We start from the raw sequence: 13682 nt of genomic DNA on the forward strand, positions 1-13682 counted from the left end.
ATACTTTCTTTGGTATCTGGTCGAAGTTGTGCTAATACTTCTTTCGTAAATTTTAAACTCAAATTTGGTAAGGAGAGAAACGATAAAGCTTTACTGGATGTAAATAGAAGGGAAAGGAGACTATTATTAAATGCAAAAAGCTTCCAAATTTTGGAAGCTTTTTTAGAGCGAAAGACGAGATTCGAACTCGCGACCCCAACCTTGGCAAGGTTGTGCTCTACCAACTGAGCTACTTTCGCGTTGATGCTACAAAAATAACGCATTCATTCGTATTCTGCAAGAGAAAAAGCAAAAAATGTTAACTTAAATCGATCGCATCAACGCAATTAATTCCATCTATTGCAGCGGAAATGATACCTCCGGCATAACCAGCACCCTCACCACACGGATAAAGTCCCTTGACCTGAGGATGTTGTAAATCTTCTTTATTTCTAGGAATACGGATCGGTGAAGACGTACGGGATTCGACTCCAACTAAAATAGCTTCATTGGTGTAATAACCTTTCATCTTTTTGCCAAAGATAGGCAAGGCACCTTGTAATGCTTTGTGAACAAAAGACGGCAATACTTCGGTTAGGTCTGCAGAGGCTGTTCCGGGTTTGTAAGAATTCTCTGGTAGGTCGAAAGACACTCGTCCTTCGACGAAATCAACCATGCGTTGTGCTGGAGCGACCAGATTGCCACCGCCTATCACAAAAGCTTTTCGTTCAATCTCCTTCTGAAAATTGAGTAATGCAAACGGATCCGTTTGTGCGTCGGCAACATCTGCTAAGTTTATCTGGATAACAGTACCTGAATTAGCGTGCGGGTTATTTCGTTTAGATGGTGACCACCCATTGACAACAATTTCGTTTAAATCGGTCGCACAGGGAGCAATGACCCCTCCAGGGCACATGCAGAAAGAAAATACACCACGGTCATTAACCTGTTCCACCAAGCTGTAATAGGCGGGCGGCAAATGCTCGCTTCTAACCTGACAGTGGTACTGTGCCTGATCAATAATTGTCTGTGGATGCTCGATTCGCACTCCTAAAGCAAATGGTTTGGCTTCAATCAGCCAATTATTACGGTGGAAAAGCTCGAAAATATCGCGAGCAGAGTGCCCTGTCGCTACGATAACGTGATTGGCTTTGATGTGTTCGCCACTGGCTAACTTGACGCCACGAACTTGCCCAAAAGATTCTAAAATGTCGTCCACGCGCTGGTCAAAGTGAAATTCACCACCAAACTCAAGGATACTGTCGCGCATGGCTTCAATAATATGCGGTAGTTTGTTTGTGCCAATGTGTGGTCGGGCATTGACTAGAATATCTGTGGTGGCACCATGAGAGACGAAAAGCTTGAGCACTTTGTCTACATCCCCCCTTTTATTGGAACGTGTATATAGTTTTCCATCCGAGTATGTCCCTGCGCCACCTTCACCAAAGCAGTAATTCGATTCGGGATTCACAATGCCTTCACGGTTCAGCTTCGCAAGATCACGTCTACGGTCCTGTACTTTCTTACCACGCTCAATGACAATTGGTTTGAGGCCACGTTCGATGCAACGGATCGCAGCAAATATACCAGCAGGCCCTGCGCCTACAATGATAACCGATTTTCCATCTTTGGCCGACTTGAAATTATTTTCGTAGATTTCAGGGATAGGCAGTTCATCGATGTAGTAAATAATGCGGGTGCGGTAGACTACCTGCCTACTGCGGGCATCAATTGAACGTTTTCTGATTTTGTATCCTTTGATTTGCTGGGGTTGAACGCGTAGGGTTTTTATACCTTGTTGTAGAATATAGTGTTCATCCTCCATTTTTTCAGGTGGTATCGCAATTTCGATTTCTTTTTGCATAGTATAAGGGGCTGGGTTTTTATCCCAAAACCGATACAAAGTTAATGAATATTGACTATTTGAAGATTTGGAAATAAAAATATTCTTATCTTAGTAAGAGCTTGGTATATGCTTTGATAGTGTAACCGTATAATTTGAATAGTATTTAATTCTTTGAACAATGAAAATTAAAAGATTTTTGGTCGCCCTATGTGGTTTATTTGCATTAGTATCCTTAAACTCCTGCGGCTATAATACAATGGTCTCGCAGGATGAGAATGTTAAAGGAAAATGGGCGCAAGTTGAAAATGCGTATCAACGTCGTGCGGATCTTGTTCCGAATTTGGTCAATACCGTAAAAGGGGCAGCAAAGCATGAAGAAAGTACCTTGACCGCAGTTGTCGAGGCAAGAGCTAAAGCAACCTCTGTAACGATTAATGCTGATGATCTGTCTGAAGAAAATATCGCTAAATTTCAAAAAGTTCAAGACGAGTTCAGTGGCTCATTGAGTCGCCTTTTGGCTTCTGTTGAAGCTTATCCTGACTTAAAGGCGAACCAAAACTTTTTGGAACTTCAAGCGCAATTAGAAGGTACTGAAAATCGTATTTCGACAGAACGTAGAGCCTATAATGAAGCTGTACAGCAATATAACACAACAGTACGTAGCTTTCCCAACAATTTAATGGCCGGCATGTTTGGATTTAAGGCAAAAGGTACATTTACTGCTGCCCCAGGTTCGGATAAAGCACCAACAGTATCATTCTAAGCAAATTGACAGCAATGAATGGGATGATGGATGATGCGGCTTTCGTAGAAGCTCATCATCCATTTTTTTTCGTTTTTTAATTAAGAAATATTTTTTGGACATCGATCAACCCTTTGGTGACTCGTCAAAGAATACACATGTATATATAGATTATGGCTTTAAATTCTGAAGAACAAGACAAAATCGTCCACGCCATTAATGTGGCCGAAAATGAGACTTCCGGTGAAATTCGTGTGGTAGTAGAAAATCATTGCCCCGATGAGGTACATGATCGCGCAACTTATTATTTTTCCAAATTAGGCATGCATAAAACAGTATTGAAAAACGGTGTCCTTATTTATATCGCGTTGGAAGATCACAAGTTTTCCATTATTGGAGATAAAGGAATCCACCAGCGCGTGGAAAGTGATTTTTGGAACAGTACCAAAGATCTGATGGTGGCTAAGTTTAGGGAGGATCGTATTGTTGAGGGCTTGGTTAGAGGGATCGAACATGCGGGCAAACAGTTGGCAAAATTCTTTCCCCGAGAGCATGATGATATCAATGAACTGCCCAATGATGTGGTGTTTGGGGATCGTTAATCGTCAATTAGCAGGCAACAGCAACGCAGCTACTGCTTGTGGCATAAATGAATAAATATAAATAGCCGCGAAACTTCGAGGTTTACCGATTGCCTATAGAAGCAGGAAGAATTGCTTAAGGCGGACAAAAAAATAATAGGATGAAATTTGTATTGAAATTATTTTCCCTGATTCGAATACCTGCTATGGCAATATTGCTTTGCACGTTGTCGATAGCCTCAGTATTGGGCCAAGATTTCCCAGAAGCATCAAACAGACTTGTCAATGATTATACCAATACGTTGACAGCGAACCAAAAGCAATTATTGGAACAAAAGCTACTGGCCTTTGAGGATTCTACATCCACGCAAATCGCGGTGGTTATGATGAATTCTACGGGAGGCTATGATATTTCTGATTACGCAGTACAATTAGCGAAGAAATGGGGGATTGGCAATAAAAAATACAACAACGGTATTTTATTGTTGGTCGCACTTGGGGATCGCGCGGTGACCATTCAGACTGGATATGGGATAGAGGGAGCTGTTCCCGACGCGATTGCCTACCGCATTATCGAGAATGATATTAAGCCTGCATTTCGTCAAAGAGATTATTACAAGGGAGTGGATGATGCGACCAGTTCCTTAATATCCTATACCAAAGGTGAATACAAAGCTGATCCAAAGCAACCAAAAGGAAAGGGCTCGGGATCTGTTATGTTTGTGATCATTATTGTGATTATCTTGATCGTTATTTTCTCGAATCGCGGCGGCGGCGGTGGCGGTGGCCGGCGTGTCATGAATGGGCGCGGTGCTTCTGATGTGTTTTGGTGGACATTGCTGAGTGGCCTTGGCGGCGGTGGCGGGCGAAGTGGTGGCGGCGGATTCGGTGGCGGATCGGGCGGTGGATTTGGCGGTTTCGGCGGTGGTGATTTTGGTGGTGGCGGTGCATCTGGCCGTTGGTAACATCTTTGCTAAAAAATGTTAAATAGCGCTTCCATGAACTGGAAATGTTTTACATTTATGTGGAGTATATAATTATGAAAAAGAGAATATTAATGGGTTTAAGCTTTTTACCAGCCTTATTAATGGCGCAAGAAAGCTACACCGTGACAGGGAAAGTAAACGCTACGTCGGACAAAGCGAAGGTGTTTATGCAATACATTACCAATGCAACTCGGCAGACAGATTCTGCGATGGTCGTAAAAGGTGAGTTTAAGTTCAATGGGCAGGTGACCTCACCAACCAAAGGTATGATGATCTATTCACCAGAAGGCTTATCTTTCGCTGAACTTAGAAATAGTCAAAAGCAGCCCGAAACGGCACAGCTATATCTTTCTAAGGGAGTTATCAAAGTCGATGCAACCAAAGGGTTTAAAGATGCAACTGTTTCGGGTACAACGCTTAACGACGATCTGATGCAATATAAGGCTTTTGTAAAACCTTATTCGGACGCATTCGAAGCGTTGAATCAACAATATTATGCTGCTTCTGATACTCAAAAACAGGATCCAAGTTTCATCGAAGGTTTGCAAAAGCAAGCTGCTGAGATTTCTGAAAAAATGGAAAAATCAGATGCAGAATTTATAAACAAAAATCCAAAGAGCTGGTATACATTGGATTTATTGTCTGACAATCTCAATGGAGAGAATGTTACTGAATATGTAACTTCTTTCGAGAAATTGTCTCCTGAATTGAAAAGTTCCGAAAAAGGGAAGGAGTTGGCTGATCGCATTCAGAAATTGAAAGCCGTGGCTGTTGGTGCAATAGCACCGGACTTTACGTTGCCGGATACCACAGGAAAAAATATTTCCTTATCATCTTTAAGAGGTAAATATGTCTTGTTGGACTTTTGGGCGAGCTGGTGCGGTCCTTGCCGTCACGAGAACCCGAACGTGGTCGCAGCTTTCAATAAGTTTAAAGATAAAGGGTTTACGGTATTTGGTGTATCTTTAGATAATCCTGGTAAAAAGGATGCATGGGTGAAAGCCATCCATGATGATAATTTACAGCAATGGCCACATGTTTCAGACTTACAGGGGTGGAAATCTGCTCCGGTCAAATTATATGAAGTGCGTGGTATTCCACAAAACTTCCTGATCGATCCGTCGGGCAAAATTGTCGCATCAAATTTAAGAGGTGAAGCTTTGGAAGCGAAGCTGGCTGAATTGCTGAAATAACTCAATTCGTTTTCGGCCGCCATTAGGCCTTTAATAGCCCCTAATTGTTCAACTCATGTGATATGAGGATGCAATTAGGGGTTTCTTCTTAAGGGAACAAAAAAATTATAATAATGAATAAAATAGTATTTCTGAGTATATTTTTGTGGAGTGTGATTGCCTCGTGTAGTGGTGATGAAGATAAGGGTATTCCTGTTGTGAACTTAGAAGCACTTCATGCCATTCCTCTGGATCATTCTATTGATCAATTGGCGAAGGACACTACCTTTATTGATGTTACGCTTCCGCCAAATGCCAGAATCGATCAGCTCTCCCAAGAAGAACTGGGAAAACTAAAAGCTGCTGCCTATCGCTTTTATCAGCATGTCACCTTAGAAGATAATCAATATCGCGTTAACCTTAAAAGCCCTGAGGTTTTACACTTATCTGATCAGGTGGTTGAAGCCTATGAACAGGCTATCAGTAATACGAATCATTTCGCTGACTCGATGGCAAAAGCAGGTCAGGCAATACAATTGCCCCCTGTGTCTGAGCAATACCTAAATAATTTGCTTAAGTAGTAGTTTTTATAAGATCGTGTGCTATAGTTCGTTTTGTGCTAATAAAGCGAAAGAGTTTAAAAGTCAAGTCAGTTTCCTTTATAGCTGCAATAGTGTTTTGGGGAGATCTGTATAAAGTAAAAAAAAACGTGGCTGTCCAAAAGGTTGGACAATCCACGTTTTTTTATATGAAGTTGAGACTAAACGATATCTTTTACAGCGAAAGGATCTCGATGATACGAAGCAGATCTTCGTTCATTTTCACATGGTGTTTAATGGCGCTTTTAAAAGGAGTAAATCTTACCTCACTGCAGATTAGTCCGGCCATTTCACCTCTGCGGCCTTGTAGTAAAGCCTCTACGGCAGCTACGCCAAGCCTGCTTGCTAAGACACGATCCATACATGTTGGACTTCCGCCACGTTGAATATGTCCTAAAATAGAAAGCCTAACATCGTAATGTGGGAAATTTTCCTTGATTTTTTCTGATACAACCATACCCCCTTCTTTATCACCTTCAGCAACGATAATGATACGAGATGATTTATTTTTACGCGTCTTGTCGAGCCTTTTCATGATTGCGTCATAGTCCACTTCAAACTCAGGAACCAAGACTGCTTCTGCGCCGGTACTGATTCCTGAACGGACGGCAATAAGACCTGAATCGCGTCCCATTACTTCAATCACAAATAGCCTATCGTGAGACTCGGCAGTATCGCGAATTTTGTCTACAGCTTGGATAACAGTATTAATGGCTGTATCATAGCCAATAGTAAAGTCTGTACCGGCCAAATCGTTGTCTATTGTACCTGGAAGGCCAATAATAGGAAAATCAAATTCTTCAATAAATTTGGATGCGCCCGTAAATGTACCATCCCCGCCGATAACCACCATGGCATCAATACCGTGGCTGCGTAAGTTTTCATAAGCCTGTTTACGTCCTTCTATCGTTTTAAAGGCTTCGCTACGGGCAGTTTTAAGGATAGTGCCGCCACGTTGTATGATATTCGCTACAGATTTGGCATCCATAGGGACAATCTCTCCATTAACAAGACCATCATAACCTCTTCTTACACCAAATACCTCAAGATTATTGTAGATTCCCGCCCTAACAACAGCGCGGATACCAGCATTCATTCCTGGAGCATCTCCTCCAGATGTCAGAACAGCAATTTTTTTAATGTTACTCATACGTACTCAAACTTAGCTTTTTTCAAGCGTATATACAATTATATTTCCTTTATTAGCTATCGCCAATAATGCTATTGGCAACTGGTAATGGCTTTTTTACTCCACTTTATTTCAGGTTAAGCTAAAGATAATGCAAATTTAATAATTACCTATATTGTTCATGTATGCTATTCTTGTCGAATGTCTCCAATCGTATACGGACTATTTCTTTGCCTTAAAAGCGTCAATTCCACTCTGAAGGAAAGCAATATATTCTGTAACGTTATAGTTTGCACCTGTTTTCGGGACCAATACGGTTCCGGATGAATCGACGATCACGTATAGTGGTTGCGAATTGCTGTCGAAAGTCGAGGCTTGGAAATCACTGTTTTTATTTCCTATCGTTTTTATCTTTTTCCCACTGTATTTTGAAATAAACTGCTCACTTTCTGGTAATTTAGTTTTGTCATCGACAAATAATTCAGCCATAATAAACTCTTCCTTCAATAGTTTGGCAACTGCGGGATCAGTCCATACATTGGCTTCCATTTTCCGACAATTGACACAATTCCAGCCTGTGAAATCAATAAGTACCGGCTTATTTTGCTCTTTTGAAGCTGCTAGAGCTTCCTCATAATCGTAATAAGGATCAAATCCTTTTGGCGTGCCCCGTTCATGAAAGATTTCAGCGTATTTTTTGACCTTACCATCGCTATGCGCTGGTGAACCGCCTACTCCAGTAGACAGGTCAAAATCCTGAGTTGCCGTAGGGGGAAGGAATGCCGAAATGGACTTCAATGGTGCACCCCATAATCCGGGTACCATATAAATGACGAAAGCGAATACAATGACGGCCAAGATAGTTCTCGGTACAGAAAGAAATTTTAGTTCACTGTCGTGGGAAAACTTAATTTTTCCAATAAGATATAATCCCATCAGGCCAAAGATAGCAATCCATAGTGATAAGAATATTTCTCTATCTAACCAATTCCAATGGTAAGCCAGATCTACATTTGAAAGGAACTTTAATGCTAGTGCGAGTTCTAAGAAGCCGAGTACGACCTTTACCGAATTTAGCCATCCGCCCGATTTGGGGAGGGATTTTAGCATCGATGGGAACATCGCAAATAAACCAAAAGGAATGGCAAGCGCTATGGAGAAACCGAGCATACCGATTGCGGGAGCTAGGCGCTCTCCTTTTGAGGCAGCTTCTACCAATAGCGTTCCAATAATGGGACCGGTACAGGAGAACGATACCAGCGAAAGGCTAAAGGCCATAAAGAAGAGGCCTATTAGGCCGCCTTTATCAGATTTGGCATCCATTTTATTGACGAAAGAGCTCGGTAAAGTGATTTCAAAGGCACCAAAAAAAGACGCGGCAAAAACAACCAATAACAGGAAGAATAAGAAATTAAATATCCCATCTGTTGATAAAGCATTTAACGCGTCGGAGCCGAAGGAAATGGTGATGACCATTCCTAAAGCGACATAGATGACAATGATGAAGAGGCCATAAAGTAGTGCCTTGCTGATACCACTAGTCCGACTTCCTGCTTGCTTCGTGAAATAACTCACCGTTAGGGGCAACATTGGAAATATACAGGGCATAAGTAGTGCTGCAAAACCACCTACTAATCCGGCAATAAATATGCTCCAAAGTGATTTCTTTCCCATTTCTGGATTGCCTGAGGAGGCGTTTATTTTAGCTGGAGCGGTTTTACTGCTATCCTGGCTAACCATCGTGTCGGGCGAGGCTGTAAAATTAAGGTCTTCCGGTACTGCTTCAACTGCATTAGATGTGTCCGGTGATGATTCAAATTGAAGTCCTTCTGTACTTGCTAAGCTATCTTGTGTCGATGCAAGCGTCGCTGTTGTTAAAGAAAGACTGAAAAAAGCAATCAGAAGTAAAATGAATGTATTTTTTAACATGCGTATGTATTTCAGATGTTAGGTTCAAAAATAAAAAAAGGCGATGAGAATCGCCTTATTAATTTATCCTTATAGAATCATTTTTACTATTTGATTGTCACAGCAAAAGCATATTCATCTGGAGGAAGACATTGTGAAGCATCACATGCTTGCCACTCGACTGTACCTTTAACTGTTGCAGTACCTTTGTTTAACGTTACTTTTTGTTGAAATATCACTTCATTTGTAAAGTAACCTACATCCATTTTAAATACGTCTTCATGTTTCACTTTTGGTTTTGGCTCAGCAGTTTTACCAACCACGGTATAATCAGCCGCTTTCGCAAAGGTGAAAGAAGTTGGGATAGGTCCACCATCTTTTATATTTTGTGAATAAATGTGCCATCCATTTTGGATGGTTGCTTTTACATATACGACAGCTTCTTTGCTATTTAGCTTTTTGCTGGCCACTGTCCATTTTACTGGTTTGTGAATTTGAGCGAATGCTCCCGTAACTGCAAAAATCACTGCAGTCATTAACAGTATTAATTTTTTCATCAGACTTTAATTTGTTCTTTCTTTTTCCGCTACAATTATTGCAGTGTGTTGTTTTTATTAGATACGTTGGGTGAATAAAGGTTTAATCACGCTTTTGACAAAGTTAGAACAAAGCTTTGATATTTCTAAAAATGGGTTCTGTTTTTTTTGTAAAGATTAAGAAATGAGATGCGTAATCTCTTTGATATCAAATTCTTGTAATTGGTTATCTAATAAAATCTTTAGTTTACCTTCGGCAGATACCTGCTGAATAATGCCCGTTTGCTTGGTGCCAGCGATTAAAAATGGTTTTTCTTCGCCTTTCCAGAATAATAATTCGTTGTATTTGTTTAGCTGATAGTGGGATCCCTTGTGAATGAGGTTCAAATATTCCAGGTGTATACTTTGATACAGCTCATCCGCTAAGTTCTTTATGTCGTAATCGGTTCGATCGGTTAGGCATGCTAAAGAGGTTATTGTTGATGTTGTGTCAAAATTGGTTTGATTGATATTTATACCGATTCCTATGATAGCGCTATTGATATTATGGCCTTTTAATGTATTTTCTATTAAAATACCGGCTATTTTCTTTGAATTGACGTAGATATCATTGGGCCATTTTACGGCAACAGGCTGCTCAACTTTGGTTTTCAACCAGTTGGCGGTGGCAATGGCGATGGTAGCCGAAAGTGAGAATTGTTGCGCTATTGGTAAGAAATAGGGCCTTAAAAGGATAGATGTCGTGAGATTTTTCCCCGGTTCACTGATCCATGAGCTTCCTCGCTGGCCTTTACCTTGGAACTGTTCTTCTGCTAAAATGGCAGTCCCTTCCGCTAGTGGCTTGAATTTTGACAATAATTCCCTGAGATAATCGTTTGTAGAGGCGACTTTGTCAAGATATATTGTATTTTGGCCGATGATAAGTCCCGAAATATTGTTATTTTGCAAACTGAAAGTATTAAATAAATATTAAGTCAAAACTATCATATTTTTTAATGAGTAAAAATAAAAGTACAGAATTGTCCCAACGTCTATCAGAAATTATCGTTTACGGTATGCAAGAAAAGAAAGCAAACGAGATTGTTCGTTTGGATTTAAGAGATCTTCACAGTTCTGTTTCTGATTATTTTGTTATTTGTCATGCTGATTCCAACATTCAGGTCAATGCGATAGCAAAAAGTGTCGAAGACGAAGTTTATAAGACATTTGGTCAAGAGCCCCAATATAAAGAAGGACAATCCAATGGTGAGTGGTTGATTTTGGATTTTGTGGATGTGGTTGTACATATCTTTAAGACCGAAAAACGAGCGCATTATGGTATCGAAGAATTATGGGGAGATGCAGAGATTCAGCATTTCCAGAGCGCCTAATTGTCTTCAATTAAAATTTATCAAGAAAATATAATTACGATATAATGAAAAAAATCCCGAGTAGTAAGGTAAGCCCGAAACCGCCGAAATTTAATTTTGTGTGGCTTATGATTGCCATGTTTTTAGGTTTTTTTGCCTTACAGTACGTTTTTGGAGAAAACCCAGCTAAGGAAGTTAGCTATAGCGATTTTGAGACACGCATGTTGAACACAGGCTCTGTAGAGCGCCTTATCGCTTATAAGAAAAATGATCTTGTAGAGGTTGAGGTGTATCTGAAGAAGGGCTGGAAAGATAATCCTAGTTTTAAGGATGCTGTAAAGACCTCCGATCCTTTACCAAGTTTGTCTGGACAAGAGGACAAAGGACCACAATATATTTTTAAAGATGCTTCTCCCGATGTTTTGGAGAAAAAGTTAGCTGCTTCTCAAGCTGAGTTAGCGCCTGGTACACCGAAGGTACAATTAACGTATGATGATCGTTCTAATCCATGGGCGAGCTGGTTTATTACCTTTATGTTGCCATTATTGGTGTTGGCTGCAATCTGGATTTTCTTGATGCGCCGTATGGGCGGCGGTGCCGGCGGTGGTGGCGGTGCTATCTTCAATATTGGTAAGTCGAAAGCTCAATTATTTGATAAAGAGGCTCAGATCAATATTACATTTAACGATGTGGCTGGTCTTGAAGAGGCGAAGCAGGAAGTTATGGAAATTGTGGATTTCTTGAAAAATCCGCGTAAGTATACAAATCTTGGAGGTAAAATTCCAAAGGGAGCATTGCTTGTAGGGCCTCCAGGAACAGGTAAGACATTGCTAGCAAAAGCTGTGGCTGGTGAAGCTCAAGTGCCATTCTTTTCACTATCGGGATCCGACTTTGTGGAAATGTTTGTGGGGGTAGGTGCATCTCGTGTTCGTGATTTGTTTAAACAAGCTAAAGAGAAAGCGCCTTGTATCATTTTCATTGATGAGATTGACGCAATTGGCCGTGCTCGGGGCAAGAATTCAATGATGGGTGGAAATGACGAGCGTGAAAATACGTTGAATCAATTGTTAGTGGAGATGGATGGTTTTGGCACGGATTCGGGTGTTATTATTTTAGCAGCTACTAACCGTATTGACGTATTAGATACGGCATTGCTACGTCCGGGACGTTTCGACCGCCAAATTTCGATTGATAAGCCAGATTTGATCGGCCGTGAGCAAATTTTTAAAGTGCATCTTAAGCCTCTGAAATTGTCGGCTGAGGTTGATGCAAAAAAATTATCTGCACAGACTCCTGGTTTCGCAGGCGCAGAAATCGCCAATGTATGTAATGAGGCCGCACTTATTGCTGCCCGTAAAAATAAACCGGAAATTGATATGCAAGATTTTCAGGACGCAGTTGATCGCGTGATCGGTGGTCTTGAGAAAAAGAATAAAATTATCTCTCCGGAAGAGAAACGTATTGTCGCTTATCATGAAGCTGGGCATGCTATTGCTGGCTGGTTTTTGGAACATGCAGATCCTTTGGTTAAAGTATCTATTGTGCCCCGCGGTGTGGCTGCTTTGGGATACGCACAGTACCTTCCCCGCGAGCAGTTTTTATATACGACAGAGCAGCTTATCGATAGCTTATGTATGACCATGGGTGGCCGTGTAGCTGAAGATATTACTTTTGGAAGAATTTCAACTGGTGCTCAAAACGACTTGGAGCGTATTACGCAGCTTTCGTATGCAATGATTGCGATATACGGTATGAATGACAAAGTGGGAAATGTTTCTTTCAGAGACAGCTCGGAGGCATCGTTCCAAAAGCCATATTCTGACAAAACGGCAGAGTTGATTGATGCAGAGGTTCGTAACTTGATCAGCGATGTTTATGCACGTACTAAACAGTTATTGCTGGATAAACGTGAAGGACTGATCAAAATAGCGGAGAAGCTATTGGAAAAGGAAATCCTCTTTCAATCGGATTTAGAAGAGATACTAGGGAAGCGTCCATTTGAAACCAAGACTACTTACGAGGAGTTTGTGAATGGTGCCGATGGTGGGGGTGTACCACAAACAGATTTACCCTTAGATATTCATCCGGACGAAGCGCGATCCAGCGATGGTCCGAGTTCAGACAATCCGTCAAATAATTTGAATTAATTTGAATGTTGCAGCGCTAGATGATTCTAGCGCTGCATTTATATATTTGCGCCATGAACGTGAAGAACGCAACTGCGAAGGAGATAATGTTAAAACGGGTACGTCAGGCATTACTACAAAAAAATGATAATCCACATCCGAATTTTAAGGAAACTGCTCTTTACTATGAAGAGGATGAATTGGTGGATCTTGTTTTTGTACGTGAATTGACCGCTGCGGGAGGCAAATTTCTATATTGTGATGGCGAGATCGGTCTGATTGAAAATTTGATTTCGTTGACCGAAGTAAATAGCATTAAAAATATCTATGCTTGGGAACAAGGTATTCAAAACTTACTTAGTCCCTATGGTTTCCCCTTTTTGAAAACAGAGAAGGATTTTGAATTGGCAAATGCCAGTATCACCTCTTGTGAGGCTTTAATAGCTCGTAATGGAAGTGTTATGGTGAGTAATGCAAATGCTTCCGGACGGCGGTTGAGTATATATCCCCCCATTCATATTGTCGTTGCCAAGGCTTCGCAATTGGTTTGGGATTTGAAAGATGCTTTAGCTTATATGCAAAAGCGTTACGGTCAGGAGATTCCGACGATGATTTCTACCATTACAGGTCCGTCCAGAACGGCTGATATTGAGAAGAGGTTGGTTTTGGGAGCACATGGGCCAAAAGAACTTTATGTTTTACTTTTAGAGGATAGATTTTAGAAATTAT

13 protein-coding genes and 1 tRNA gene are annotated in these 13682 nt (G+C 40.9%); 8 read left to right on the forward strand and 6 right to left on the reverse strand.

Annotated features, from left to right (window positions below; translation table 11 throughout):
* Nucleotides 1-166: 166 nt before the first annotated feature.
* Together B3E00_RS07980 and B3E00_RS07985 are read right to left on the reverse strand one after the other, a co-directional pair.
* Nucleotides 167-239, reverse strand: a tRNA-Gly gene (locus B3E00_RS07980).
* A gap of 59 nt (nt 240-298) precedes the next feature.
* On the reverse strand, nt 299-1843 hold the full coding sequence (locus B3E00_RS07985; protein WP_293937976.1) for an NAD(P)/FAD-dependent oxidoreductase: 1545 nt from the start codon (nt 1841-1843) through the stop codon (nt 299-301).
* 166 nt (nt 1844-2009) lie between these two features.
* On the opposite strand from B3E00_RS07985, the gene B3E00_RS07990 reads away from it, so the two are divergent.
* From B3E00_RS07990 to B3E00_RS08010, 5 genes are all read left to right on the forward strand, one after another.
* Complete coding sequence (locus B3E00_RS07990; RefSeq protein WP_209578555.1) at nt 2010-2588, forward strand: LemA family protein; 579 nt, start codon at nt 2010-2012, stop codon at nt 2586-2588.
* Between the two features lie 152 nt (nt 2589-2740).
* Nucleotides 2741-3169: a TPM domain-containing protein gene (locus tag B3E00_RS07995; RefSeq protein ID WP_293937977.1), complete on the forward strand. Its 429-nt coding sequence runs from the start codon at nt 2741-2743 to the stop codon at nt 3167-3169.
* Nucleotides 3170-3309: 140 nt separating this feature from the next.
* Nucleotides 3310-4113, forward strand: coding sequence for a TPM domain-containing protein (locus tag B3E00_RS08000; protein ID WP_209578384.1), 804 nt, complete (start codon nt 3310-3312; stop codon nt 4111-4113).
* Between the two features lie 74 nt (nt 4114-4187).
* Nucleotides 4188-5327 (forward strand): TlpA disulfide reductase family protein, encoded by a 1140-nt coding sequence (locus B3E00_RS08005; RefSeq protein ID WP_293889292.1) that lies wholly within the window; start codon nt 4188-4190, stop codon nt 5325-5327.
* A gap of 113 nt (nt 5328-5440) precedes the next feature.
* On the forward strand, nt 5441-5887 hold the full coding sequence (locus tag B3E00_RS08010; protein ID WP_293937978.1) for a hypothetical protein: 447 nt from the start codon (nt 5441-5443) through the stop codon (nt 5885-5887).
* A 193-nt stretch (nt 5888-6080) separates the two neighbouring features.
* Here B3E00_RS08010 and pfkA read toward each other — a convergent pair whose 3' ends face one another.
* From pfkA to B3E00_RS08030, 4 genes are all read right to left on the reverse strand, one after another.
* Nucleotides 6081-7055: a 6-phosphofructokinase gene (gene pfkA, locus B3E00_RS08015; protein WP_209578388.1), complete on the reverse strand. Its 975-nt coding sequence runs from the start codon at nt 7053-7055 to the stop codon at nt 6081-6083.
* 201 nt (nt 7056-7256) lie between these two features.
* A complete protein-coding gene (locus B3E00_RS08020) occupies nt 7257-8963 on the reverse strand; it encodes a protein-disulfide reductase DsbD family protein (protein WP_293889295.1) in 1707 nt (568 codons plus the stop codon).
* Between the two features lie 86 nt (nt 8964-9049).
* The gene (locus tag B3E00_RS08025) at nt 9050-9499 is read right to left on the reverse strand and encodes a protein-disulfide reductase DsbD N-terminal domain-containing protein (protein WP_293885168.1); all 450 of its coding nucleotides are present in this window, start codon (nt 9497-9499) and stop codon (nt 9050-9052) included.
* A gap of 156 nt (nt 9500-9655) precedes the next feature.
* Complete coding sequence (locus tag B3E00_RS08030) at nt 9656-10426, reverse strand: biotin--[acetyl-CoA-carboxylase] ligase (RefSeq protein ID WP_293885167.1); 771 nt, start codon at nt 10424-10426, stop codon at nt 9656-9658.
* A gap of 47 nt (nt 10427-10473) precedes the next feature.
* Here B3E00_RS08030 and rsfS point away from each other — a divergent pair, with 47 nt between their 5' ends.
* Genes rsfS through B3E00_RS08045 form a run of 3 tightly spaced genes read left to right on the forward strand, consistent with a single transcriptional unit; the run spans nt 10474 to nt 13675 of the window.
* Nucleotides 10474-10848: a ribosome silencing factor gene (gene rsfS / locus B3E00_RS08035; RefSeq protein ID WP_293937979.1), complete on the forward strand. Its 375-nt coding sequence runs from the start codon at nt 10474-10476 to the stop codon at nt 10846-10848.
* Nucleotides 10849-10892: 44 nt separating this feature from the next.
* Nucleotides 10893-12974, forward strand: coding sequence for an ATP-dependent zinc metalloprotease FtsH (gene ftsH / locus B3E00_RS08040; RefSeq protein ID WP_293937981.1), 2082 nt, complete (start codon nt 10893-10895; stop codon nt 12972-12974).
* A 53-nt stretch (nt 12975-13027) separates the two neighbouring features.
* A complete protein-coding gene (locus B3E00_RS08045) occupies nt 13028-13675 on the forward strand; it encodes a LutC/YkgG family protein (protein ID WP_293937983.1) in 648 nt (215 codons plus the stop codon).
* The last annotated feature ends 7 nt before the right edge of the window (nt 13676-13682 follow it).

Origin of the sequence: Sphingobacterium sp. UBA5996 (assembly GCF_002429765.1) — a bacterium.
Taxonomy (GTDB): domain Bacteria; phylum Bacteroidota; class Bacteroidia; order Sphingobacteriales; family Sphingobacteriaceae; genus Sphingobacterium.

Bases quoted from the DNA above. Each gene is read 5' to 3' on its own strand.
- rsfS (WP_293937979.1), top strand. From the start codon at position 10,474: ATGAGTAAAAATAAAAGTACAGAATTGTCCCAACGTCTATCAGAAATT.
- B3E00_RS08000 (WP_209578384.1), top strand. From the start codon at position 3,310: ATGAAATTTGTATTGAAATTATTTTCCCTGATTCGAATACCTGCTATG.
- B3E00_RS08025 (WP_293885168.1), bottom strand. From the start codon at position 9,499: ATGAAAAAATTAATACTGTTAATGACTGCAGTGATTTTTGCAGTTACG.
- pfkA (WP_209578388.1), bottom strand. From the start codon at position 7,055: ATGAGTAACATTAAAAAAATTGCTGTTCTGACATCTGGAGGAGATGCT.
- B3E00_RS08045 (WP_293937983.1), top strand. From the start codon at position 13,028: ATGAACGTGAAGAACGCAACTGCGAAGGAGATAATGTTAAAACGGGTA.
- B3E00_RS08005 (WP_293889292.1), top strand. From the start codon at position 4,188: ATGAAAAAGAGAATATTAATGGGTTTAAGCTTTTTACCAGCCTTATTA.
- B3E00_RS08010 (WP_293937978.1), top strand. From the start codon at position 5,441: ATGAATAAAATAGTATTTCTGAGTATATTTTTGTGGAGTGTGATTGCC.
- B3E00_RS07985 (WP_293937976.1), bottom strand. From the start codon at position 1,843: ATGCAAAAAGAAATCGAAATTGCGATACCACCTGAAAAAATGGAGGAT.
- ftsH (WP_293937981.1), top strand. From the start codon at position 10,893: ATGAAAAAAATCCCGAGTAGTAAGGTAAGCCCGAAACCGCCGAAATTT.
- B3E00_RS08020 (WP_293889295.1), bottom strand. From the start codon at position 8,963: ATGTTAAAAAATACATTCATTTTACTTCTGATTGCTTTTTTCAGTCTT.
- B3E00_RS07995 (WP_293937977.1), top strand. From the start codon at position 2,741: ATGGCTTTAAATTCTGAAGAACAAGACAAAATCGTCCACGCCATTAAT.